The sequence below is a fragment of the Sphingomonas abietis genome (assembly GCF_027625475.1).
In the GTDB taxonomy this organism is placed as follows: Bacteria; Pseudomonadota; Alphaproteobacteria; order Sphingomonadales; family Sphingomonadaceae; genus Solisphingomonas; species Solisphingomonas abietis.
On the sequence record NZ_CP115174.1, the window covers coordinates 3,741,838 to 3,764,779 of the forward strand.

Here is a 22,942-nt window from a genome sequence, read left to right on the forward strand (position 1 = left end):
GCCCCGCTCCGATCACTTGAAGCGGAAGCCGATGCCGCCCATCGCGTGATTGTCCGCGGTGTGGTTGTCGAACTGCGAACGCACATATTGCGCGCTGACATAGAGACCGCCCGGCACCGCCGAGAACTTGTCGTGCAGGGTGAATTCGACACCGCCGCCATATTGGTAGCCATCGGCATGGCCACGGCTGTCGAAGCCGGTCTGGCCGACCGGCGCGACGAACAGACGGCGCTGCTGCTCGTTGACGTAGCCGCCCTTGCCGAAGACGAGGAAGTCAGGCGTCACGAGATAGCCGACCCGGATATCGCCGCTGAGCTGGTCGCCCTGACGATGGTAGAGCGCGCCGCCACCGGCCACGTTGGTCGAAACCGTGTTCTTGCCGTCGTTCGGGTGCCAGTAGGTGAATTCGGGGCCGATCACGATGCGGTTGGCGACCAGGCCGTCGAAACCGACCGAGCCGCCATAGCCGAACTTGGCGTTGTGGCTGCCTTCGGAGTGGGCCCAGTCATAACCGGCATTGCCCTCTACGCGAAAGCCGCGGAACGATGTGGTGGTGTCCTGGGCCATGGCTGCGGTGGCGACCATGGTGGAGGCCGCGAACAATGCGGCGAACGCAAACTTCTTCATGTTTTTTCCTCGACAAAAAAGCTGTCGGGGGCGGAAACGGCGCGGAAGTGTCCGCGTTCCGTGGGGGGAGCGGGTAACATGGCAGGTGTTGCCGCAATGCAACAACTCCCGATGCGGGGCTTGCGGAACCAGCGACCGGAACGCCCGCACAAGCCAGCGACACATGGCCCTGGCGAAGCAGGGCGACGAGGCGGCATGAGGCCACGCCATAAGCTGACCGCCTCCGCCTTATATCCTTCCTTCCCGGCCCTAAATGAAAAGCATGGCGATGGTCCGTTCGATGAAGGCGATAACCGCGAGGACGATGTTTCCCGGTATGGCCGGGCGGCCAATCATCGTCATGGCCCCGCATCCGCCGCCGGCATGACCGCCGCGCCCGCCCGCTCCGCCGCCCTTGCCCGCTGCACCGCCCTCGCCCGCTCCACCGAAAGTCGCCCCCCGATGCCGAACAACCCCTACCATGACGGACCCGTCACCGATCATTTCGACGGCCGCCGCTTCTTCAATCCCGGCGAGCCGGAGACCGACCGAACCCTGAAGCAGATATGGCGCTGGCGGACGTCGGTGCCCGACAATCCCTGGCCCGGTGCCGTCGCGGTGACGCCGGTCGTTCCCGAGGCCAGCGTCGCCGGCCTGCGCGTCACCATGATCGGTCATGCCACGCTGCTGATCCAGATCGCCGGGCTCAACCTGCTCACCGATCCGGTCTGGTCGGATCGCGCGAGCCCGCTCGCCTTTGCCGGCCCCAAGCGCGTCACCGCGCCGGGCGTGAGGATCGGGGATCTTCCGCCTATCGATGCGATCCTGCTCTCCCACAATCATTACGACCATCTCGACATTGCCACGCTGAAGGCCCTGCACGAACGGCACGCGCCGCGGATCGTCACGCCGCTCGGCAACGATGCGATCATACGCCGCCATATCCCCTCCGCCCGCATCTCCGTGGGTGACTGGGGGGAGAGTTTCGAGATCGCGCCGGGGGCCGCCGCCCATATCGTGCCGGCCACCCACTGGTCGTCGCGCGGCATCCGCGATCGCCGCATGGCCCTGTGGTGCGGCTTCATGCTGCGCGCCGGGGGAAAGCTCGTCTATTTCGCGGGCGACACCGGCTACGGGACCGGCCAGATATTCCGGACGATGCGCGCGCATTTCGGCCCGACCGATCTCGCCCTCCTGCCGATCGGCGCCTATGATCCCCGCTGGTTCATGGCCGCGCAGCACACGAACCCGGCAGAAGCGATCCAGATCATGGCCGATCTGGAGGCGCGGGCCGCGGTCGGCATCCACTGGGGCACGTTCAAGCTGACCGACGAACCGCGGGACGATCCCGCCCTGCAACTCGCCGCCGGACTTGCCGCCAAGGGCATCGATCCTGCCGCCTTCATCGCGTTGCAACCGGCCGACGTCGCAGATTTCGGCTGAGGGCTGTCGCGACAGCCGATCCGCCGGCGACGCCCCCCAGGAACGCCACGCGCGCGGCAGCGGCGGCAGGGAGCTGTTAACCAATAATCGCTACCGCTGCCGTAGCGGGGTTCAGGGGGAACCGACGAGAATTTTCCGGGGGGCGCGGTGAACCAGCGGGGAGAGCAACGGGCGACCGCCCAGCTTCTCGGCTTCGGCCTGCTGTTCTGGGCGCTGTACCTGGCCTACGCCCTGCACGAGACGATCGTGGCCAACGATTTCGGCGTGTTTTTCGAAGCCGCGCATGATCCGCTCGCGATGGTCTACCAGATCAAGCCGAGCAACCCGTTCGTCTATCCGCCGATGACCCTGGTCTGGTTGAAGCCGCTGGCGCTGCTCGGCTGGACTCCCGCCCTGATATTGTGGGTCACGCTGTCGCTCGGCGGCATGGCCTGGGCGACCTACCGGCTTACCGATACCCGTATCGCGCTGCTCGTCCTTGCCAGCCCCGTCATGGCGACCACGCTCGCGGTCGGGCAGTTCGGTGCGATCGTGGGGGCGATGATCCTGTGGGCGGTGCGTTGCCAGGGATGGCGCCAGGGCGTGCTGCTCGGCCTCGCCGCCACGATCAAACCGCAGATATTGCTTGCCGCCCCGATCGTGCTGCTGTTCCGCGCCGACTGGCGGGCGTTGCTGGGCGCGGCCCTGTCGATGCTGGCGATGGTGATGCTGGAACTCGTCACGCTGGGGCCAAAGCTCTGGATCGCATGGCGTGCCGCGATCACCGCCTTTCCGCAGGGCGAGACGCGGATCAAGGCGCTGGCCGGATCGGTCAGCCCGGCCGGCATCGCGCAATTCCATCACCTCCCCGCGCTGCCCTTCCTGCTGGCCGGCACCGTGCTCGCCCTCCTCTGGCTGAGGAAGCGCGCACGGGCCGCCGGCCCCGTCGAGCTCGCGGCGCTGATCGTCTCCGCCAGCATGCTGATGTCGCCCTATATGCTGGTCTATGACCTCACCGCCATGGCGCCCTTCGTGGCGGTGCAGCTGATCGGCCCAAGCCCCCGCGACCGCATCGCCGCGCTGGCCGCCTTCGTCTGCCCCTTCCTGGGCGCCGGCGTGTTGTGGCTGGCCGCAAGGGCCATCTGGAGCCGCGACACCTCCCCGCTCGATCCACATCGCCAAAGGCCAGGCTGAACAACTGCACCGAAGGCTGAAGCCGCTTGGCCCCCTTGCCACGGCACGCCATCGAGCCCGCCATCGGACCCGCCGCTGGCCGGGCGGGAGCCGGCGGGCCGAGCGACGATCGGGAAGGCGGGCCGGTCATTCAGCCCACTTTCCTTCCGATCATCTGTCCTGCGGGGTCTGCGATATCAGTCGCACCGGCCCCAGCATGCCGGACGGCTCCAGCGGCGTCTTCGCCTCGATAATGCCACCGAGCGCCGCGAAACCGCCGCCGGCCGCGGCATTGGTGAAACCAAAAACCTTCGCGCCCGGCTGCTTGTCGCCGACGAGCCGATTGAGCCAGACATTGGCGACCCGTATTTCCAGCTTCAGCCGCCCTGGGTGCAGCGCGTCGGTGATATCGACATGATAGGGCGGCTTCCACGCCGTCCCCGCCAGTTTGCCGTCGATCCGCACTTCGGCAACATCCCCGACGGCGCCGAGATCGAGCATGATCCGCGCTCTGCCGGCCAGCCACTGCCTGGGTATGTCGATCGCCTTCTCGTAGGTGCCGACGCCCGAATAATAGCGGATCGCCGGATCGTCGTTCGCGGTCCACGATGCGAGCTGCGGCAGCGTGATCGCGGCGGGCGCCCCCCAGCCCGGCGTGAAGCTCAGTTTCCACGGACCCCCGATATTGGCGAGCTCCGCCGTCCGCGCCGGTGCCACGGTGGCCGATGCGGCCGGTGCGGCCGGCGCGGGCGTGCGGAAGACGACGAACACCGCCTCATAGGGATCGAGGGTCAGCGGCACGCGCGTCGTCCCACCTCTGACATCGTAGCCGACGGCCTCGGTCTTGCCGGTGTCGGCATGCCACAGCTCAGGCACCCGGCCGGACACCCGGAACTCGGCCACGACCGGGCCGGCCTGGTTGCTCTGGTTGGTCACGAAATAGATGTCGCCGTCGGCAAGGCGTCGATGAGCAAAGCGGATGTCGAATTTCGGATCCGAAGCGGCGTAGTCGAAATCCCTGCCGAGCCCCGCGTCGGCAAGGATGGCTTGCGGCGCCTGCCCCCAATAGATCCGGCCGGCACCGACGTCATGGCGGGTCAGGATATGGCCATCGGTCTCGCCCCACAGCGTATCCGCGATGGTGCGGACGGCAGCGCCGTCCGACGCCAGACTGGGCGAGCCTTGGGGTTTGGGCCCGGTGACGGTCGCGCCGGCAATGACGAGATCGCGGATCTTCCGGATCATCGGCAGCGTCATGCGATCCAGATCGTCTGGCAGCGAGAGCACCGCGTAGGACGCACCGCCCGGAAACACGACCCGCCCGTCCTTCACCGAGGCCAGGCGCAGCAGCGCGTCGGCATTGACATAATCGAAGCCATAGCCTCTCGGATCGGCGGGCGTCCCCGTGCTGCGATAGGGCACGCCGGAGGGCGCGCCTTCGCCGTAGAAATAGAGGATGTCGGCGACCGGCTTGCCCTGCTGGAGCAGGTAGGAACTGCGGCTGAGATACTCGATCCACGGCCGCGCCATCCCGCTCCACGTCTCGTTGCGGGTGAAGGTCTGGCCGAACGGCCCGAGCGTCAGCCCGGGCTTGTGCGTGTCATCGGGCTGGTGCGGCGACGTGTGGATGACGAGGCGGTTGACCCCCATCGCCATATATTTGTCCGCCACCCATTTCAGCTTCCACGGCGTGGTGGTCCACAAAGGCTGCGAAGAGGTGAAGGATTCGGCCGCCACCAGATCCTTGCCGTAGATATGCGAGGTGGAGGCCGTCTCGATGATGTCGGCGGGAAATTCGTCGGCGCGGACGCCCTGATAAGCGGCCGGCTTGCCGCCGAAAGGCATCGCCCAGAACTCGCCCATCGGGATGTCGGTATAGCTTTTGGCGAGCATGCCATCGGCCACGGTCGGCCACGCGGCGCCCGGCGCTTCGCCATAATAGCCCAGGCCATGCTCCTTGGCGAAACGGGTGATCGTGCCGAAATGATTTTCGGCAAGGAGATCCGCGAGCGTTCGCCGGAAATCCCACAGGAAGGCATCGCTGTCCGCGGCGCTGCCGACGACACGTCCCGCCAGTACGGGCAGCCATGGCGTCAGATCATAGCCCCGCCGCGTGCGGAACTCGGCGCTCATCGCCTCGGTCCAGTTCTCGCTGCCGGCCTCCCAACTGTCGGTCAGGAGATATTTGAGACCCCGGTCCCCGATGAGAGGGCCCAGCTCCTTGATGACGGGCGTCATATAGGCGTCGAGATGCGCACGGACATGGGCCGCGTTGAGCTTGTCCACCTCAGGACCGGTCGCTTCGGGAGTGGCCGGGTGATTGACCTCGCCGGTCGGCGAATAGCCCATGCGCAGGACGATCCAGTCGCCCTTGGGAGGCGTCCAGTCGAGACGGCCGTCCTTGCCCATCCTGGCGGTGAGATCGATGATGCCCTTGGTCGGGATTGCGGCGTCGTCCGCCACGGCGGGGCTATGATCGAGATCGATATCCGGCATCACGCCGAAGCCAGCCTTCTCCTCGAACAGGTCGACGCGGGCTCCGGGCACCAACGCCAGCTCGCGCAGCGCGATGCCCTCGGGATGCGGATAGGGCTCCTGCGACACTTCGGGCCGATCGAAAATGACGCGAAACCACTTCGCCGTCGTCGCCTCGAAGGCGAAGGTCCGTTCGCTGGCGGGATTATGCGCCGCGCCGGTCAGCGTGCGGATCGAATGCCAGCTGACGCCGTCATCGCTGGCTTCCACCCGGCCGTTTGGCCCCTCGGCGAAGCGGCCGCCGAAGGGACCGACCATGGACAGTGCCCGCATCGTCTGCGGCGTAGCGAAATGATAAGAGATCCACACCGGCTTGGTGACGCTCGGCGTAGGCAAGGTCAGCCCGTTGTTGAGATCGCCATCGATCAGCGTTGCGAGATCCAGGCCCTGCTCGCTCGATCCCAGTACGGGATGCAGCGCGGCCAGGCTGTCGTCCCCCGTCGGCGCGCGGTAGGCGATCACGGCGATGTCGTGGACATAGCCGCGCATGCTGTTCTCGACCCGACCAAGCGGATCTTTCATCGGGATCGCCTGGAAGGGGCCGGGGATGGAGGGGGGCGGGGCGATCTTCCCCACAAAGCGCTGCCCGCCCTTCACCCGCGTTTCGGACCAGACGACCTTCTTCATGCCGGACTCAGGCGGCACCCAGGGGCCGCCGGTTTCGCTCCAGCCTGGCGCTGCCGCCATGCCGAATTCCAGCCCGAGGCGATCCGCCTCCGATGCCGCGAACTTCAGGTCGTCGCGCCACTCTGGGGTGAGCGCCTTCACCCGGTGATCGACGATCTGCGGCGCCCCCATGTCGCCGTCGAACATCTGCACGCCGCCGAGGCCGACGCGCTTCATCCATTCCAGATCCAGCGTGATACCGGGCTTGGCGATGTTACCGCTCAGCCAGTGCCACCAGACGCGAGGCTTCGCTATCTCCGGCGGTATCTCGAAGTTGGCCCGCAAACTATCTGTCGGCTGCGTTTGAGCCGCCACGGCGGTCGCAGCGCCGATCGTGGTGGCGAGCAGCACCGAGCGCACAGCATGGCCGATCCGCATATGATGGAGCATGACGCTATCCCTTCCGAATCTTGGATGTGGCAAGACCGAGGTCTTGGTCATGCGGCCAGCATATTGCCGTAGCCGATGATGACGGTCGCGAAGACGAGCAGTCCGACACCTGCCCACACCGTGGTGCGGACCCTTGGCGCGGCATCCTTCCACTCGTGGAAGGCGAAGCCCCAGATCGTGCCGAAGATGATGATGCTCGCCATGTGCAGCGTCCAAGACGAAAAGCCGAAGCGCCCCATCTGGCTCTCGCCCATGGTGTAGAAAAAAAACTGGAAATACCACAATGTACCGGCAAGGGCGCAGAGCAGGTAATTCGCGACCAATGGCACCGATCCCGCGTCGCCGCCGTGGCCGAACCATTGACCGGCGCTGCGGTTGCGGACGATCAGCCAGAGACACCAGGCCGCGTTGGTGATCAGGCCACCGAACATGACCAGGCACAAGGTCGGCAGGCCGGTCCACAAGGGCCCGGTGCCGGCCGCGGCCGACAGCGTCTTGATCGGTTCGCCGGCCGTGAGCCCGAACGCGAAGCAGGACGACATGATGCCGGAGAACACCGCCACTGCGATGCCCATGCGGAAGTTGAATTCGGCGATCACCTCCGCCTTGCGCTCCTCCGACAATGCGGCGTCCTTGCGCGCTCCGGCGACGGCCACCACGACGATGCCGGCCATGGTGACGACGAGCCCGAGCAGGATGAAACGCCCCGAGGTCGTCGCGAGCAGCGTGTCGTGCAGCTTGCCCTGAAAGATCGGCGGGATCAGCGTGCCGAACACCGTACACAGGCCCAGCACCACCGCCATGCCGAGCGACAGCCCGAGATAGCGCATGGTGAGACCATAAGTGAGCCCGCCAAATCCCCACAACATCCCGAACAGCACGCACAGGCCGGCGACATGGGCGGGAACCTGCCCGATCACCCCGAACAGGTCGTTGGTTCGGATCCAGGCGAAGAACCAGGGTGCGATCAACCAGGAGAAGATCCCGCCAGTCAGCCAGAAGATCTCCCAGCTCCATCGCTTCACACCCCTATAGGGCACGTAGAAACTGGCAGAAGACAATCCCCCCATCCAGTGAAAGAGGACACCGATTAAGGCATTTCCACCCATCATACTCTCCTCAGTGGCGGCCTCAGGCCGCTCATCTTATGGCAATTCGTTCAATCGAGGTGGAACACGGTCTCCAGCGGCCAGACCACCGGCGCGCCGTCGGCCTCGGTCTCCATCAGGGGCGCCATCCAGTCCCACCACCGGCGCATCACGGGAAGAGACGGCAGATCGTCCATGCCATGGGGGTCGTCGCGCCACAGCACCGCGAACAGTGCGTCCGTCGCGGCATCGTGGTGAATGGAATAGTCCCTGATGCCGGCGGCCTTCAGAGCCTCGACCAGTTCCGGCCAGATTTCGTCATGACGACGGCGATAATCGGCAAGACACCCCGTCTTGAGCTGCATCCTGAAGGCGATCTTCTCCACGGCGTCCTCCGTCAGATGTCGAGGCCGAGCCGATAGACCCGGTTGGCATTGCGTCCGAACATCGCGCGCTGCTCGTCTTCCGAAAAACCGGCGACGATCGCATGATAGGCGTCGAGATAGCGATCGAACGGGGCGAACAGCTTGTCGGTCGGGGAGTCGCTGGCGAACAGGCATCGGTCTGGTCCGAAGATATCGATGGCCTCCAGCAGATAGGGGCGGATCTGCTCCATCGTCCAATCGCGGTAGATGAAGCCGACGCCCGAAAGCTTGGTGCAGACATGCGGATATTGCGCCATCGTCCGCATGCCGTGCCGCCAGCGGGTAATCCCTTCCCGGTCGGACGGAATGGGCATGCCGACATGGTTGATGATCACCGGAATGTCGGGATGCCGCGCGATCAGAGGGGCGAGACCTGCCATCTGCCCGGCATAGCATTGCAGATCGAACGACAGGCCATGGCGGGCGAGCAGGCCGAAGCCGTGCCACCAATCATCGCTCTGGGTGACGTCGGCCGGGCTGTAGGTCCGCATCGGATTGCGGTGCCAGTTGACGATCTGGCGGATCCCGCGAACGTGTGGATGCGCCGCCTGCCGTTCCAGGATCATCTCCGCCTCGGGCTTATCGAGCGGTGCAAAGGCGACGATCGCGTTGGGCATGCCCTGTCCAGCCGCGATACCTTCCAGCCAGCGCGTCTCGTCGAGCGCTTGGGCCGGGTCAGCACCGGCGTCGATGTGGACGATCCCTTTCACATTCCACCGCGCCGCGTCGGCGAGATAATCGTCGAGCAGATAATTGCGTGCGATGCTCTCGGTCGAACCGTTGGGCCCGCCGTCGTCAAACGGTGGATTCAGCCAAGGATAGCGGATGCCGGCCAGATCCCACAAATGGACATGCGCATCGATGAACGGGATGTCGGTCAACAAATCCTCTTCCTCCTCGCCTGCTTCCGTCTGTGGGGAAATCTCGGCGTCATAAACGGTATGCGGGTCAGAAGGTGGTACGTCCACCCGAGGTGTCGAAGGTGGAGGCCGTGGTGAAGCTGCACTCCTCGCTCGCCATGAAACAGATCATCGCGGCGCTTTCGTCGACCTCGCCGAGCCGTCCCATCGGGATCTTGGAGCGCATATAATCGACTTGGCTCTGCGGCAGCTGGGCGAGGATCGGGCTTTCGAACGTCGCCGGAGTCAGGGCGTTGGCGATCACGCCCCTGCCCGCCAATTCCTTGCCGAGCGACTTGGTCAGACCGATCACTCCGGACTTGGAGGCCGAATAGGCCGACGCGTTGGGATTGCCCTCTTTGCCAGCGACGGAGGCGACATTGACGATCCGGCCATAGCCGTTGGCGAGCAGGTGCGGGACAACCGCCCGGCAGCAATAGAACAGGCCGTTGAGATTGATGTCGATCACGCGCTGCCAGCTGTCGATCGGAAATTCGTGAACGGGCGCGGTCGCGCCGGTGATGCCCGCCGAACAGACCAGCACATCGAGCTTGCCGAGCGCAGCGGCGCTGTCCGTAGCGGCCTTCGCCACCGCGGCCGGATTGGACACGTCGAGCGCGACGACGGCGGTGGCGCCGGTCTGCGCGCGCGCATCGGCCAAGGCCTCGACGTTGAGATCCCACAGGACGACCTTGCCGCCCTCCGCGACGATCCGCTTGGCGACCGCCCTGCCCAGTCCTGACGCGCCGCCGGTGACGATCGCGCATCGGCCGGCGAAGCGGGCCGCATAGACGCTCATGCCGTCACCTCGTCGTCGCGGCGGCGCCAGGCGACGACCTGTTGCGTCTGTTCGCCAAGCTTCGCGATGCTCAGCTTCATGGTGTCGCCGGCCTTGAGATAGACCGCGTCGGGCTTCTTGCCCTCCCCGACGCCGGGCGGCGTGCCGGTGATCAGCAGGTCTCCCGGATAGAGGGTGACATATTCGCTGACGTAGGAGATCAGCTGCTTTACGTCGAAGATCATCGTCTTCGTATTGCCGGTCTGCATCCGCTCGCCATTGACGTCGAGCGCCATGTCCAGATCCTGCGGATTGCCAATCTCGTCCGGCGTCACCAACCAGGGGCCGGTCGGACAGAAGGTGTCGTGCCCCTTTCCCTTGCTCCACTGGCTGCCGCGCTGCTTCTGGTTGAAGCGCTCGGACACGTCATTGACCAGCGTGTAGCCCGCGACATGATCGAGCGCATCGGCCTCCGCGACGTAACGGCAGGTCTTACCGATGATCACGCCCAATTCGACCTCCCAATCGCCATGCGTGGCATTGCGGGGCAGCATGACCTCGTCGTTCGGACCATGGAGACTGGACAGGGCCTTCATGAACATCATCGGCTCGGTCGGGATCGGCAGATTGGATTCGATCGCGTGATCCCGATAGTTGAGCCCGATCGCCACGATCTTGCCCACCCCCTTGAGCGGCACGCCATAGCGCGGGGTTCCCGCCACCACCGGCAGCGCGGCGACGTCCGCGGCCAGCGCTGCGGCCAAAGTCTCCGGCGTGAGATCCGTGATCACCGACGACAGATCCCGGATCGCACCGTCGGCATCGACGATGCCGGGCTTTTCCTGGCCGGCAGGGCCATAACGGCAAAGCTTCATGATATGGCCTTCTTCAATGAGTGTAGGGGCGATGCAGGGGAATGTCGGGGTTCAGCTCGACCCCGAAGCCCGGCTTATCGAGCGCGCTCGCGCGGATCCGGCCGTTGACCGGCACCGGCTCGCCGAGCAGCTGCGGCGCGAACATCGGCACCACCTCGCTCGGCCCCGGATGCATCATCAGGAATTCGGCGAAGGGCGAATTATGCCGCGTGATGACGAAGTGGTAGGAATAGACGGAGGAGCCGTGGGGCACCATCATCACGCCCTTGCTGTCGGCATAGTTGGCGATCTTGATGAGCTCGGTGACGCCACCGCACCATCCGACATCCGGCTGGATGATGTCGCAGCATTCCATGTCCATCAGCATGCGGAAACCCCAGCGGGTCGCCTCATGCTCGCCGGTGGTGACGAGAAGGCCGCGCGGCACATTCTTCTTGAGCGCCGCATAGCCCCAATAATCGTCTGGGCTGAGCGCCTCCTCGATCCATTTCAGGCCGGCTTCTTCCCACGCGCGATGCGCCAGGCGAGTCGCATAATCGAGATCGAGCGACATCCAGCAGTCGAGCATCAGCCAGAAATCGTCGCCGACACGCGACCGCATCTCGGTCAGCGCGGCGATATTCTTGTGCAGGCCTTCCAGGCCTTCGGCCGGACCATGGTGGAGCGGTAGCTTGCCACCGATGAAACCCATCTCCTTGGCCAGATCGGGTCGCGCGCCGGTAGCGTAGAATTGGAGCTCCTCGCGGACATTGCCGCCGAGCAGCTTGTAGACCGGCTCCTGCCTCAGCTTGCCGAGCAGATCCCACAGCGCGAGATCGACACCCGAAATCGCGTTGATCACCAGACCCTTGCGACCATAATATTGGGTCGAGAAATACATCTGGTCCCAGATCTTCTCATAGTCGGCCGGATCGCGGCCTTCCAGAAAGCGGGCGAGATGCTTTTCGACGATGAAGCAGGCGGGCTCGCCGCCGGTCGTCACCGCAAAACCAATCGTGCCGTCGGCGGCTTCGATCTCGACTACCAGCGTACCCAAGATGTTGATGCCGAAGCTCTGTCGGGACTGGCGGTATTCCGGATATCGCGACATCGGCGTTGCGATATGATCATCGATCCAGTGGCCTTCGCCCTGATCGTGATAATCGGCGCCGCCGCCACGCACCACGAAGGCACGCACATGGCGGATCAATGGTAAGGGCAAGCTATCCTCCCGCTTTCATACCAAACCGCCGACCGGCCTTTGCCTAGGACGGCGGACGACCTACCCTGTGGTTAGCCGTTGCACTCTTTATATTCCCATTTTATGGAAGCGAAAGCTATTTTATGAGACAAAAGCGATCCCTTGGAGAGGACATGGCCGAAATCGACGCGGCAGAACCCGTCCGCCCCTCGGGCAGCCAGACGCTTTTCCGGGGTCTGGATGTGTTGGAGGCGGTCGCGGATGGAGTCGGCGGATTGCAGGAACTCGCCGACCATCTCGAGCTCACACGCAGCACCACCTATCGATTGGCCGCGGCGTTGGTAGAGCGCCGCTATCTCGCCTCGACGCCCCGGGGAGGCTTTCGCCTCGGCTCGAAACTGCTCGAATTGGGGTCGGCCGCCCATCGCGACATCGATCTGGTCCAGCTCGCGCGCCCTCTGATCGAGGATCTGTCCGCGACGACGATGGACACGGTGCATCTGGGCATCATGGAGGGTGACCGCGCGCTCTACCTGGACAAGATCGCCGGGCGACGGCGGATCACGATCAGCTCGCGGGTGGGCGAGCAGCAGCCATTGAGCCGAACCGGTCTCGGCAAAGCCTTGCTGCTCGACGACAGCCCGGAGCGCTGGCGCGAAATCTATCGTTCGGAGGCCCACGACGCCGACGATGAAACAGTTTCCGCCTTTGTGAGCCGGATGACCGGCTATGCGAGCGCGGGCCACGCCTTCGATCTGGAAGAGAATGACGATCGCGTCCGGTGCGTGGCAGCACCCATTCGCGATTCGTCCGACAAGATTGTCGCCGCCATCAGCGTGTCGAGTGCCGTCCAATATATGGACCCCGAGCGCATGACGGAGATCAGTGCAGACGTTCGCGCGACGGCCGCGGCGATCAGCGAACTCTTCGGATGGACCGGGCCTCAGGGACTGCGGCCCACGCCATCTCGGCACAAATAAAGGATCATCCATGCTGCTTGCAGACAAGACCCTCTTCATCACCGGCGGCTCGGCCGGCATCGGTCGCGCGACGGCGCTGGCGGCCGCCCGGCAGGGTGCGGACATCGCGATCCATTATCTGGGGCACGACGAGGGCGCGCACAGCGCGGTGGCGGAGATCGAGCAGATCGGTCGCAGAGCCATCGCGATCGAGGGCGATGTCTCGGATCCGGCCAGCGCGCGCCGCTTCGTCGAGGAAGGCACGGCGGCCCTCGGCGCGCTCGACATCTTCGTGAACAATGCCGGCATCTGCCCGTTCCACGCCTTTCTCGATATGCCGGGCGAGGTCTTCGAGCGGACGATGAACGTCAATCTACACGGCGCTTTCTACATGGTGCAGGCGGCAGCCAACCAGATGGTGAGGCAGGGCAAGGGTGGCGCGATCGTCGCGGTATCGTCGATTTCCGCGCTGGTCGGCGGCGAATATCAGAGCCACTACACGCCGACCAAGGCAGGTGTGCATTCGTTGATGCAGTCCGCCGCCATCGCGCTCGGCAGGCATGGCATACGCTGCAACTCGGTGATGCCTGGCACGATCCTGACGGATATCAACAAGGAAGACCTCGCAGACGCCGCCAAGCGCCAATATATGGAGGGTCGCATTCCGCTCGGCCGACTGGGCGAGCCCGACGATCTGGCGGGGCCGATCATCTTCCTTGCATCGGATCTCGCGCGCTATGTAACCGGAGCGTCGCTTCTGGTCGACGGCGGCATGTTCGTGAATCTGCAGTGATGAAGGCCGCCTCAGCACTCGACTATCGCGAACTCGCGCGTCGGCGCCTGCCCAAATTCCTGTTCGAATATATCGATGGCGGCTCCTATGCGGAGGTGACGCTGAAGCGCAACATCGCCGACCTGGAAAACATAGCCTTGCGGCAACGGGTGTTGACCGATGTCTCGACACTCGATCTTACGACCGAGCTGTTCGGTCAAAAGCTCGCGCTTCCGCTGGCATTGGCACCGATCGGGCTGGCGGGGATGAACGCCCGGCGTGGCGAAGTTCAAGCCGCGCGTGCCGCCGAGGCGGCCGGCATCCCCTTCTGCCTCTCCACGGTGTCGGCCTGCCCGCTTGACGAAGTCGCATCCGCGGTCACCAGGCCATTTTGGTTTCAACTCTACATGATCCGCGATCGCGCGTTCATGCGGACGTTGATGCAGTCGGCGAAACGGCTCGGCTGCTCGGCGCTCGTCTTCACGGTCGATATGCCGGTGCCGGGATCGCGCTACCGAGATTATCATTCCGGTCTCGCCGGCGCGTCGGGGGTTGCCGGGGATCTGAGACGCATGCTTCAGGCGATCACCCACCCGCATTGGGCGTGGGACGTCGGCATTCGCGGACGCCCCCATCAATTGGGCAACGTCGCGCCGGTGCTGGGCAAGAGCACGGGACTTGAAGATTTCTTCGCCTGGATGAGGAATAATTTTGATCCGACCGTGAGTTGGAAGGATCTCGATTTCATCCGATCCGAATGGGACGGCCCCCTGATCATCAAGGGCATCCTCGATGCCGAAGATGCAAAGATTGCAGCGGAGATCGGCGCTGACGGGCTGGTCGTTTCCAATCATGGCGGACGTCAGCTTGATGGCGTCCCGTCGAGTGCCGCTGCCTTGCCGGCCATCGCCGAGGCGGTAGGCGACCGAATCGCCGTCCTTGCAGACGGGGGGGTCCGTTCGGGCCTGGACGTGGTGCGCATGCTGGCCCTGGGTGCAAAAGGCGTCCTGCTCGGCCGGGCCTGGGTCTACGCACTGGCAGGCGGTGGCCAGGCCGGAGTGGCCCATCTGCTGCGTCTCATCGAGGCGGAAATGCGCGTGGCCATGGCTTTGACCAGCAGCACGACCATTGCCTCGATTAATAGAAGTACATTGGTCTAATCTGCAATTCCCATATCATGGAACCATCAATCATTTGATGAAATATCCTTGCGGGTCATCCTCTTTTCGGTTAGGCCTCCAATCTAGAAGCGGAATCAATCCGCTCGCCAGCGGCGCCAGAAGCGTAACGTGGCAGACAGGGAGAGTATGATGACCGAGGTTCTCCAGTAGACATTGACTACGGCGACACGATCGCGCGGATGCGATCGTTCTATGACCACAAAATAATAACAGCACGACGCAACATGATTGCGCCGTCGAGGGCCATGTTCGCACCATGGCTAAGGGGATGCACATGAAGACCACCAATCTCATAATCATGTTGATGAGCGGCACCGCCTTGAGCTTTTGCGCCCCCGCATTCGCTCAGGCGACCGATGCGGCCGGTGCCGCCGGACCACAAACGTCCGCGACGCCGGCAGCGCCGGCAGCGTTGGCAGCGCCGGCAATCGACACGCACGCAGCCGCCCCCGCCGGTTCGGGCGATTCCGCGATCCAGGAGATCGTCGTGACGGGCTCCAGCATCCGCGGCGTCGCACCGACCGGATCCGCCCTGACCAGCGTAACCCATGCCGACATCGTCGCAACGGGCGCTTCAACCACCACGGAATTGCTGCGTTCGGTGCCCCAGCTCGGCAGCTTCGGCGCGACGGGGAACAACACCGGCGGCAACTCGGCGAACATCGTGGATCAGCCCGCGATCCACGGTATCGGCGTGGGCAATGGCGGCGGCGGCCTCACGCTTGTCCTCGTCGATGGTCTGCGCCTGCCGGGTGCCGGCATCAACCAGACCGCGCCGGACCCAAGCGCCATCCCGCCATCGGCGATCGAACGGATCGAGGTCGTGGCGGATGGCGCGTCTTCGATTTACGGGTCTGACGCCGTCGCCGGCGTCGTCAACTTCATCCTGCGCAAGAATGTGAATGGCATCGAGGCGAACGGACGGGTCGGCTTCGGAGACGGATATCGGACCTATAATGGCAGCGTCCTTGCCGGCAAGACATGGAGCAGCGGCTCCATCATGTTCGACTATGAATATTCGGAGAATTCCGAACTCAATGGGCAGGAACGCCGCTACTATCACATGCAGACGCCATCGACGCTCTGCAACCCGGCCAATGTCACCGTCGGCGGCGTCAATTACGCCCTGTCGGGTACGGGCGCGATGGCTGGCGGCACCAACACGTGCGACGTCAACAAGGCGAATGACCTGTTTCCAGCCCAACATCGCCATCAAGGCCTGATCTCCTTGCGTCAGAAGATTGGCGACAGCATCACGTTTCGGGCCCGCAGCATCTATTCCCGCCGGTCGGTGGACTCGCGGCAGGCTATTTCCGGCAGCAACGTCGCCAGCGGCGGTTTGAGCGTGACCGAGACCGGAGGGCCGTTCTACGATTATGTCGTCGGCCTTGGCGTCCCCGCCGGCCCCCAGGCGGTGACCTATAACCCTTCGGGCGACCTCGGCCAGACCGTCACCAACCGGATCCGAACCGAGACATGGTCGTCGAATATCGGGCTCGACGCGGATCTGTTCAGCGACTGGAAGGGGTCGATCGACTTTAATTATGGCCGCGAGCGCGACCGCATCTGGCAACCCGGCATCAACCAGACGCTGCTGCTTTCGCTGATCGCCAGCGGTCAATATAACCCTTACGGCGTGGGGCCGGCCAATACGGCCGACCTCGTCTCGCAGGTCGGCAACTACCGCACCCATTATTATGGTCAGCAGACCGTGCTGGAGGGCCTCGCCAAGGTCGACGGCACGCTGTTCCAGCTGCCTGGCGGCGCGGTGAAGGCGGCGCTCGGCACCGATCTGCGCCGTGAGCGCTTCGGCGCCACCGTATCGGTCGGCCCGGACGGCACGCCGACCCAGACCACATCGGTGGGGACACGCAAGAGCTATTCCTTCTACGGGGAATTGTTCGTCCCGATCTTCGGCACCGACAATGCGATGCCGGGCTTCCAGAAACTCGATCTGTCCGTCTCCGGCCGGTACGATCATTATGACGATGTCGGCGGCACCACCAATCCCAAGGTGGGCTTAAATTGGAGCCCCATCGACAGCCTGACATTGCATGGCAGCTTCGGCAAATCCTTCCACGCACCAAGCCTCGCCGATGCGGGCACCGCGATCGACACGCGCGTGATCCGCTTTGCCGACTTCACCGGCGCCGGATCGAGCGCCTATTCGATCATCCTCGCCGGCGGCAATAAACTGCAACCGGAAAAGGCGACGACCTGGTCGCTTGGCGGCGATTTGAAGCCCGTCTTCCTGCCCGGCTTCAAGATCAGCGCGTCATACTTCAACATCGACTATAAGAATGTCATCACCTTCCCGGGGTTCAACGTCGTCACCGAGCCCAACAACCCGATCTATGACCGTTATCGGGTCTATGCGCCGACCGCGGCCGAGATATTGGAAGCGACCGCCGGGATGCGCCACGATGGCCTGTCCTATCCCGACGTGACCCAGCTTCCGACCGCGATCTACGATCTGCGTCGCCAGAATTTCGCGCGGCAGAAGATCGACGGCATCGATTTCGACATATCCTATGCCTTCACCAGGGCCTATGGCTCGTTCAACATCGGCGCGGCCGGAACCTGGTTGTGGAAGTTCGACCAGAAGATCAACGGCGACACGGTCACGACCAGCCGCCTCAACACCAATTATGCCGTCAACTTCAAGGCGCGCGCGCATCTCGGCTGGGCGCAGGGGCCGTTCGACGCGACGGCCTTCGTCAACTACATCAACCATTATCGCAATCCGATCGACGACAGCCGGGTCAAGGCTTTCACGACTGTCGATTTCCATGGTGGTTGGAAGCTTCCGCTCGCGGGATTCGCCCGAGATACGCAACTGACCGTGGACGTGAACAATCTCTTCGACAAAAATCCGCCCTATTTCTACGACGCGGGCAACGGCGCTTATGGTTATGATCCGACGACGGCGTCGGCGCTCGGCCGGGTGGTGTCGGTGGGTATCCGCAAAAAATTCTGACGTCCCTTCTGCCCAAGGGCGGCGGCCACAAGCCGCCGCCCTTTTTGTCGATCGCGCCGGGCGGGATCATACGCAAAGGAATGACCGTGAAGACCAGCCTGATACAGGCCTCGCTCAAGCCCGGCATCGGCCTGGCGCTGTTGCTCTCCTCGACGATGCTCGCCGCGCAGGCGCCCGCGCGTTCCGGCACCGCGCTCGCCGAGCGGGTGGATGCGCTCATCGGCAAGATGACGTTGGACGAGAAGATCGCGATGGTGAACGGCACCTTCGGCAGCGCGCTGCTCAAGACCAAGCCGGACGAGAAGCGTAACGGTGCCGGCCATGTCCCGGGCGTGGCGCGGCTCGGTATCCCCGACCTGTTCGAGAGCGACGCCAGCCTCGGCGTCGCCAACGGTGGCGAGATGCGCAAGGGCGACGTCGCGACCGCGCTGCCCTCCAGCCTCGCCACCGCGGCGAGCTTTGAACCGCAGATCGCCTATGTCGGCGGCGCGATGATCGGCGCAGAGGCCCGTGCCAAAGGCTTCAATGTCCTGTTGTCCGGCGGCGCCAACCTCACCCGCGATCCATGGAACGGTCGCAACTTCGAATATCTGGGCGAGGATGTCTGGCTCACGGGCGTCATGGCCGGCGCGAGCATCCAGGGTGTCCAGTCGAACGACATCGTCTCGACGATGAAGCATTTCGCGCTCAACGCGCAGGAGAGCGGCCGCAACGTCCTCGACGCGCGCATGGCCGAAGCGCCGATGCGCGAGAGCGACCTGCTCGCATTCGAGATCGCCAACGAGCGGGGCCAGCCCGGCTCCGTGATGTGCGGCTACAATCACGTCAACGGCGACTATGATTGTGAGAATGCCTTCCTGCTGAACGACGTGCTGAAGCGCGACTGGGGCTTCAAGGGCTGGGTGATGTCGGACTGGGGCGCGGTCCATTCGACGGTGAAGGCCGTCAACGCGGGGCTCGACCAGGAATCCGGGCAGGAGCTCGACACCCAGCCTTTCTTCGCTGCGCCGCTCAAGGCGGCGGTGATGGCGGGCAGCGTGCCGCAGGCGCGGCTCGATGACATGGTGCGCCGCATTCTCCGCACGATGATCGCACACGGTCTCGTCGACCACCCGACGCCGACCACACCACAGGCGATCGACTATGACGCCCATGCCGAGATCGCCCAGCGCGCGGCAGAAGCGGGCATCGTCCTGCTCCGCAACGACGGCCTGCTGCCGCTCGCGGCGACCGCCCGGCACATCCTCGTCATCGGCTCCCATGCCGACAAGGGCGTGCTGTCCGGCGGCGGCTCGTCGCAGGTCCGTTCGGTCGGAGGGTTGGCATCTGAAGAGCCGATGCCCGGTGGCGGGCCGCTCAGCAGCTTCATCAAGGTGAGCTACCACGCCTCCTCCCCGCTCGATGCGATCCGCAAGCGGGCGCCGGGGGCGGAGGTCCGCTATCTCGATGGCGAAGATGCCGAAGCGGCAGCCGCCGCGGCGCGATCGGCGGACATCGTGCTCGTCTTTGCGCACCAATGGCGTACCGAGGCCGTCGATGTCGACACTCTGGCGCTGCCCGATGGGCAAGACGCGCTAATCGATGCCGTCGCGTCCGCCAATCCGAAGACGGTCGTGATCCTCGAGACCGGCGGCGCGGTGCTGATGCCCTGGCGCGACAAGGTCGGCGCGGTGCTCGAAGCCTGGTATCCCGGCCAGCGCGGCGGCCCCGCGATCGCCCGCGTCCTGTTCGGCGAGGTCAATCCCGGCGGGCGGCTGCCGCTCACCTTCCCGGCGAGCGAGGCCCAGGCGCCCCGTCCGCAAATCCCGGGCCTGGCGTCGGTCAAGGCAGCGGCGGCGAGGAATGCCGGCAAACCCGCGATGCTCGATCTGTCGACGGTGGATCTGACAGGTGGCGTCGCCGAATTCACCGTCGACTATCCCGAAGGCGCCGACGTCGGCTATCGGTGGTATGCAGGCCAGGGCACCAAACCGCTGTATCCGTTCGGCTTCGGGCTTTCCTATAGCCAGTTCGCCTATAGCCGGCTGACGCTGGCGGGGGGGCGGACGCCGACGATCAGCTTCCGCGTCACCAATACCGGCAAACGAGCCGGCGCGGACGTGCCGCAGGTCTATGCGAACGTGGCTCTCGGCAAGGGTGCCGCGCTGCCCCGGCTGGTGGGATTCGAACGGGTGGTGCTGAAGCCCGGTGAGACGCGCACCGTCTCCGTCACCATCGATCCACGCCTGATCGCGCGTTACGATGGGACGGCAAGGGCGTGGAAAGTGGCGGCTGGCTCGCTGCCGATCATGGTCGGCACCGATGTGCAGACGCCGGTGTTGAGCGGCACCGTAGCCGTCCCCGCCCTGAGCCTCCCCGCCGAGGCCTCGAACATCTCGAAATGAAAGGTGCCCGGCCCTGATGCGCAGGCGCGCGAGCATGGCGGGTCTCGTCGGCGGATCGGGCAATGCCTGCGATCATTCTCACCACTTTGCCGACGATATCGCACTCCCGCCCGTCCTCGGGTCGAACGGCTGGAGGAGAGACGGGAGGCTGTGTCGGCCATGGTTTTCCAGTCGGTACGCAGCCGGTCTGGCGGGCTTCAGAGCGACGACCCACTGATCCCGCCGTGCAGATTCTCCGGCCCGCCCCTGATCATGCCGACGGCGATCTGCCGCGCGGAACCTCGCGACGCGCTCACACCAGATCACGAAGCGCAACCGTTGGATTGGCAAGGCCAGCGGCATCGGCCCTGGCACCCGTCACGACGAGTGCCTTGCCCTGGGCATAATCCTTGACGGCGTTGACGGCGTCGATGGCCACAACCCGGCCCTGCCTAAGGTAGATGATCGCGAATGAACGCGTCGCAGGATCGCCGCGCACGATCGCCTGGTCATGCCCTGTCGATAGGCCGACGGTCTGCAACTTCAGATCATATTGGTTGGACCAGAACCACGGCACGCTCTCATAGGGCTCGGGACCACCGGTGATCGTGCGCGCGACCGTCATCGCCATGTCATGGGCGTTCTGCACCGATTCGAGCCGGATCGGCATGCCATCGGCATAGGAATTGGCGTGCATCGCGCAGTCGCCGAGCGCGAAGATGTCGGGCAGCGTGGTGCGGCCATGCTGGTCGATCGCGACGCCGTTGCCGCCGCGCGCACCCGCGGCCAGCAGCGGCTCGACCGCGGGGACGATGCCGATCCCGACGATCACCATCTCGCAGGCCAGGATTTCGCCGCCCGCGAGCCTGACCCCGCTGGCGCGGCCGTCCTGCTCCTCGATGCACTCGACCATGGTGTTGAGCCGCACGTCGACGCCGTGCGCGCGATGCTCGGCTTCGTAGAAGCGCGACAGCGACTCGCCCGCGACGCGCGCGAGCACGCGGTCGAGCGCCTCGAGCACGGTGACCCGCTTGCCGAGCTTGGTCAGCACCGCCGCCGCCTCGAGCCCGATATAGCCGCCGCCGATCACGCAGACCCGCGTCGTCGTCGCGAGTTCGTCCCTCATCCGGTCGACATCGGCGCGGCTGCGCACCGAATGGACGCCGGCCAGATGATGGCCGCTGCAGGTCAGCCGCCGCGCATGGCCGCCTGCCGCCCAGATCAGCGTGCCATAGCCGATCGTGCCGCCGTCCTCGGTCGTGACGACATGCGCAGCCGGATCGACCGCAACGACGCGCCGCCCCGTCAGCATCGCCACCTCGCGCTCCTCCCAGAAGGCGGCGGGGCGGATCAGGATGCGCTCGAACGGCTTGTCGCCGGCCAGATAGTCCTTCGACAGCGGCGGGCGCTCATAGGGGGTTTCGGGCTCCTCGCCGACGATCGCGATGCTGCCCGTAAATTTGCGCTGTCGCAGCGCGATCGCCGCTTGCGCACCGCCATGTCCTGCGCCCACGATTAGCACGTCTGCGTGCGCCACAGTGCCTTCCAATGTCATGTGTACACCATCCTTCTAAGCGCTTGCCGGCCGTGCCGCGGCCACCATCTCGATCGGATCGGCGGCGTAGCGTCTCGCGATGAAGGCACAGGCGAACAGCTGGATCTGGTGGAAGAGCATCAATGGCAGGATCGCCACCCCGACCTGCGCAGGGGCGAAGAGGACGCCCGCCATCGGCACGCCCGACGCCAGGCTTTTCTTCGACCCGCAGAATATCAGCACGATCGCGTCTTCGCGGGTGAAGCCGAGGATGCGGCCGGCAACCAGGGTCAACAGCAGAACGACGGCGAGAATGGCGACGCAGCAGACCGCGATCAGTCCGAGCGAAGCCGGCGAAAGGCGGTGCCAGAGGCCTTCGACCACGGCCGCACCGAACGCCGAATAGACGACGAGCAGGATCGAGCCGCGATCGACGATCGTCAGCACCGATTTATGCCGACCGACGAATCCGCCCACCAACGGGCGCAAGGCGTGACCGGCGCCGAACGGCAGCAGCAGCTGAAGCATGATCGTCTCCACGCTGTGCCAGGACAATGCGGCGGCCCCGCCGCCCATCAGCAGCGCGACCAGCAGCGGCGTCACGAAGACGCCGACGAGGTTCGAAAAGGAGGCGCTGCACACGGCGGCGGCGACATTGCCCCGCGCGATCGCGGTGAACGCGATCGAGGATTGCACGGTCGACGGCAGCAATGTGAGGAACAGCAGGCCCGAGGCGACGGGAGGCGCCAGGAACGGCAAGCTCGACACCCCGAAGCCGATCGCGGGAAACACCAGGAAGGTGGTGACGAACACCGCCGCGTGGAGGCGCCAGTTGCTCGCGCCCGCGACGATCGCCGCACGCGAGAGCTTGGCGCCGTGCAGGAAGAACAGCAGCACGATCGCGGCGTCCGCCAGCCCGCTGAAGAAGGGCGCGAACATCCCCCGCGCCGGCAGGATCGACGCGAGCAACACCGTCCCGAGCAGAGCCAGGATGAAGGGATCGACTAGGGTACGGAGGCGGTTCATGCTTTGCTCGTTGACAGCCATGCTGCCGGACAGGCCGGGCGGCACGCGAGGGAGGGAAGCCGGGACGGCGGCGACACGGCGGGAGCGCCGCAT

The 22,942-nt window shown here is 65.0% G+C and carries 17 protein-coding genes; 7 read left to right on the forward strand and 10 right to left on the reverse strand.

Features of this window, described 5'->3' with window-relative positions; all coding sequences use genetic code 11:
- Positions 1–12: 12 nt before the first annotated feature.
- Complete coding sequence (locus tag PBT88_RS17505) at positions 13–627, reverse strand: outer membrane protein (RefSeq protein WP_270076585.1); 615 nt, start codon at positions 625–627, stop codon at positions 13–15.
- 363 nt (positions 628–990) lie between these two features.
- Here PBT88_RS17505 and PBT88_RS17510 point away from each other — a divergent pair, with 363 nt between their 5' ends.
- Together PBT88_RS17510 and PBT88_RS17515 are read left to right on the forward strand one after the other, a co-directional pair.
- Entirely contained in the window at positions 991–2,049 is a 1,059-nt protein-coding gene (locus PBT88_RS17510; RefSeq protein WP_270076586.1) for an MBL fold metallo-hydrolase, read from the forward strand.
- A gap of 147 nt (positions 2,050–2,196) precedes the next feature.
- A complete protein-coding gene (locus PBT88_RS17515; protein ID WP_270076587.1) occupies positions 2,197–3,222 on the forward strand; it encodes a glycosyltransferase family 87 protein in 1,026 nt (341 codons plus the stop codon).
- 150 nt (positions 3,223–3,372) lie between these two features.
- Here the strand turns inward: PBT88_RS17515 and PBT88_RS17520 are convergent, their stop codons facing one another.
- The 7 genes from PBT88_RS17520 to rhmD all read right to left on the reverse strand — a co-directional run bounded on the left by PBT88_RS17520 (position 3,373) and on the right by rhmD (position 12,058).
- Positions 3,373–6,792 carry a glycosyl hydrolase gene (locus tag PBT88_RS17520; protein ID WP_270076588.1) on the reverse strand — a complete coding sequence of 1,140 codons (3,420 nt, stop codon included), beginning with the start codon at positions 6,790–6,792 and terminating at the stop codon, positions 3,373–3,375.
- A gap of 47 nt (positions 6,793–6,839) precedes the next feature.
- A complete protein-coding gene (gene rhaT, locus PBT88_RS17525; RefSeq protein ID WP_270076589.1) occupies positions 6,840–7,901 on the reverse strand; it encodes an L-rhamnose/proton symporter RhaT in 1,062 nt (353 codons plus the stop codon).
- Positions 7,902–7,951: 50 nt separating this feature from the next.
- Positions 7,952–8,266 carry an L-rhamnose mutarotase gene (locus PBT88_RS17530; protein WP_270076590.1) on the reverse strand — a complete coding sequence of 105 codons (315 nt, stop codon included), beginning with the start codon at positions 8,264–8,266 and terminating at the stop codon, positions 7,952–7,954.
- 11 nt (positions 8,267–8,277) lie between these two features.
- Complete coding sequence (locus PBT88_RS17535) at positions 8,278–9,186, reverse strand: amidohydrolase family protein (RefSeq protein WP_270076591.1); 909 nt, start codon at positions 9,184–9,186, stop codon at positions 8,278–8,280.
- A 67-nt stretch (positions 9,187–9,253) separates the two neighbouring features.
- Positions 9,254–10,003, reverse strand: coding sequence for an SDR family NAD(P)-dependent oxidoreductase (locus PBT88_RS17540; protein WP_270076592.1), 750 nt, complete (start codon positions 10,001–10,003; stop codon positions 9,254–9,256).
- Positions 10,000–10,857 (reverse strand): fumarylacetoacetate hydrolase family protein, encoded by an 858-nt coding sequence (locus tag PBT88_RS17545; RefSeq protein WP_270076593.1) that lies wholly within the window; start codon positions 10,855–10,857, stop codon positions 10,000–10,002. Before PBT88_RS17545 ends, PBT88_RS17540 begins: the two co-directional genes overlap by 4 nt.
- A gap of 13 nt (positions 10,858–10,870) precedes the next feature.
- Positions 10,871–12,058: an L-rhamnonate dehydratase gene (rhmD, locus tag PBT88_RS17550; RefSeq protein ID WP_270076594.1), complete on the reverse strand. Its 1,188-nt coding sequence runs from the start codon at positions 12,056–12,058 to the stop codon at positions 10,871–10,873.
- Positions 12,059–12,210: 152 nt separating this feature from the next.
- On the opposite strand from rhmD, the gene PBT88_RS17555 reads away from it, so the two are divergent.
- The 5 genes from PBT88_RS17555 to PBT88_RS17575 all read left to right on the forward strand — a co-directional run bounded on the left by PBT88_RS17555 (position 12,211) and on the right by PBT88_RS17575 (position 20,310).
- The gene (locus PBT88_RS17555) at positions 12,211–13,017 is read left to right on the forward strand and encodes an IclR family transcriptional regulator (RefSeq protein ID WP_270076595.1); all 807 of its coding nucleotides are present in this window, start codon (positions 12,211–12,213) and stop codon (positions 13,015–13,017) included.
- Positions 13,018–13,027: 10 nt separating this feature from the next.
- Complete coding sequence (locus PBT88_RS17560; RefSeq protein ID WP_270076596.1) at positions 13,028–13,789, forward strand: SDR family NAD(P)-dependent oxidoreductase; 762 nt, start codon at positions 13,028–13,030, stop codon at positions 13,787–13,789.
- Positions 13,789–14,928, forward strand: coding sequence for an FMN-dependent L-lactate dehydrogenase LldD (gene lldD, locus PBT88_RS17565; protein WP_270076597.1), 1,140 nt, complete (start codon positions 13,789–13,791; stop codon positions 14,926–14,928). The genes PBT88_RS17560 and lldD overlap by 1 nt, the downstream gene beginning before the upstream one ends.
- Positions 14,929–15,223: 295 nt before the next feature.
- Positions 15,224–17,926 (forward strand): TonB-dependent receptor domain-containing protein, encoded by a 2,703-nt coding sequence (locus PBT88_RS17570; RefSeq protein WP_270076598.1) that lies wholly within the window; start codon positions 15,224–15,226, stop codon positions 17,924–17,926.
- A gap of 80 nt (positions 17,927–18,006) precedes the next feature.
- Positions 18,007–20,310, forward strand: a complete 2,304-nt coding sequence (locus tag PBT88_RS17575) for a beta-glucosidase family protein (RefSeq protein WP_270076599.1) — start codon at positions 18,007–18,009, stop codon at positions 20,308–20,310.
- Positions 20,311–20,602: 292 nt separating this feature from the next.
- Here the strand turns inward: PBT88_RS17575 and PBT88_RS17580 are convergent, their stop codons facing one another.
- Both PBT88_RS17580 and PBT88_RS17585 read right to left on the reverse strand, forming a co-directional pair.
- On the reverse strand, positions 20,603–21,844 hold the full coding sequence (locus tag PBT88_RS17580; RefSeq protein WP_270076600.1) for an NAD(P)/FAD-dependent oxidoreductase: 1,242 nt from the start codon (positions 21,842–21,844) through the stop codon (positions 20,603–20,605).
- A 15-nt stretch (positions 21,845–21,859) separates the two neighbouring features.
- On the reverse strand, positions 21,860–22,849 hold the full coding sequence (locus PBT88_RS17585; RefSeq protein WP_270076601.1) for a bile acid:sodium symporter family protein: 990 nt from the start codon (positions 22,847–22,849) through the stop codon (positions 21,860–21,862).
- Positions 22,850–22,942: the final 93 nt, after the last annotated feature.

Coding starts and splice junctions, on each gene's coding strand:
- PBT88_RS17575 (WP_270076599.1), top strand. CDS start 18,007: ATGACCGTGAAGACCAGCCTGATACAGGCCTCGCTCAAGCCCGGCATC.
- lldD (WP_270076597.1), top strand. CDS start 13,789: ATGAAGGCCGCCTCAGCACTCGACTATCGCGAACTCGCGCGTCGGCGC.
- PBT88_RS17585 (WP_270076601.1), bottom strand. CDS start 22,849: ATGAACCGCCTCCGTACCCTAGTCGATCCCTTCATCCTGGCTCTGCTC.
- PBT88_RS17580 (WP_270076600.1), bottom strand. CDS start 21,844: ATGACATTGGAAGGCACTGTGGCGCACGCAGACGTGCTAATCGTGGGC.
- PBT88_RS17555 (WP_270076595.1), top strand. CDS start 12,211: ATGGCCGAAATCGACGCGGCAGAACCCGTCCGCCCCTCGGGCAGCCAG.
- PBT88_RS17520 (WP_270076588.1), bottom strand. CDS start 6,792: ATGCTCCATCATATGCGGATCGGCCATGCTGTGCGCTCGGTGCTGCTC.
- PBT88_RS17570 (WP_270076598.1), top strand. CDS start 15,224: ATGAAGACCACCAATCTCATAATCATGTTGATGAGCGGCACCGCCTTG.
- PBT88_RS17540 (WP_270076592.1), bottom strand. CDS start 10,003: ATGAGCGTCTATGCGGCCCGCTTCGCCGGCCGATGCGCGATCGTCACC.
- rhaT (WP_270076589.1), bottom strand. CDS start 7,901: ATGGGTGGAAATGCCTTAATCGGTGTCCTCTTTCACTGGATGGGGGGA.
- PBT88_RS17560 (WP_270076596.1), top strand. CDS start 13,028: ATGCTGCTTGCAGACAAGACCCTCTTCATCACCGGCGGCTCGGCCGGC.
- PBT88_RS17545 (WP_270076593.1), bottom strand. CDS start 10,857: ATGAAGCTTTGCCGTTATGGCCCTGCCGGCCAGGAAAAGCCCGGCATC.
- PBT88_RS17505 (WP_270076585.1), bottom strand. CDS start 627: ATGAAGAAGTTTGCGTTCGCCGCATTGTTCGCGGCCTCCACCATGGTC.
- PBT88_RS17510 (WP_270076586.1), top strand. CDS start 991: ATGACCGCCGCGCCCGCCCGCTCCGCCGCCCTTGCCCGCTGCACCGCC.